A 262-nucleotide genomic window follows, 5' to 3' on the forward strand; every position below is an offset into this window, starting at 1 on the left:
GCCCTGTTCGAGTTTTGTCTGGTTATTTACTGTAACCTAACGTTATTTTTCTTATTTGCTTTGCAAATGTCGAAAAATAATGAAAGATTTCTTTGAAATCTTTCACCCCTCATTATGGGCTTGGTGGAGATGAAGAGATTCGAACTCTTGACCCCCTGCGTGCAAGGCAGGTGCTCTCCCAACTGAGCTACACCCCCATGTAACCTTTAATCTACAAAGTTTACTTTGTTCCAAACAAAGTTTTTTTATTAATTTTCTTTGG

Annotated in this window: 1 tRNA gene; it reads right to left on the bottom strand. The window is 38.2% G+C overall.

The annotated features are described in order from the left end of the window. Positions 1-121 precede the first annotated feature (121 nt). Positions 122-197 (bottom strand) — tRNA-Ala (locus ASHG_RS00035). Positions 198-262 lie beyond the last annotated feature (65 nt).

The sequence above is a fragment of the Anaerococcus senegalensis JC48 genome (genome assembly GCF_000321005.1).
GTDB lineage: Bacteria > Bacillota > Clostridia > Tissierellales > Peptoniphilaceae > Anaerococcus > Anaerococcus senegalensis.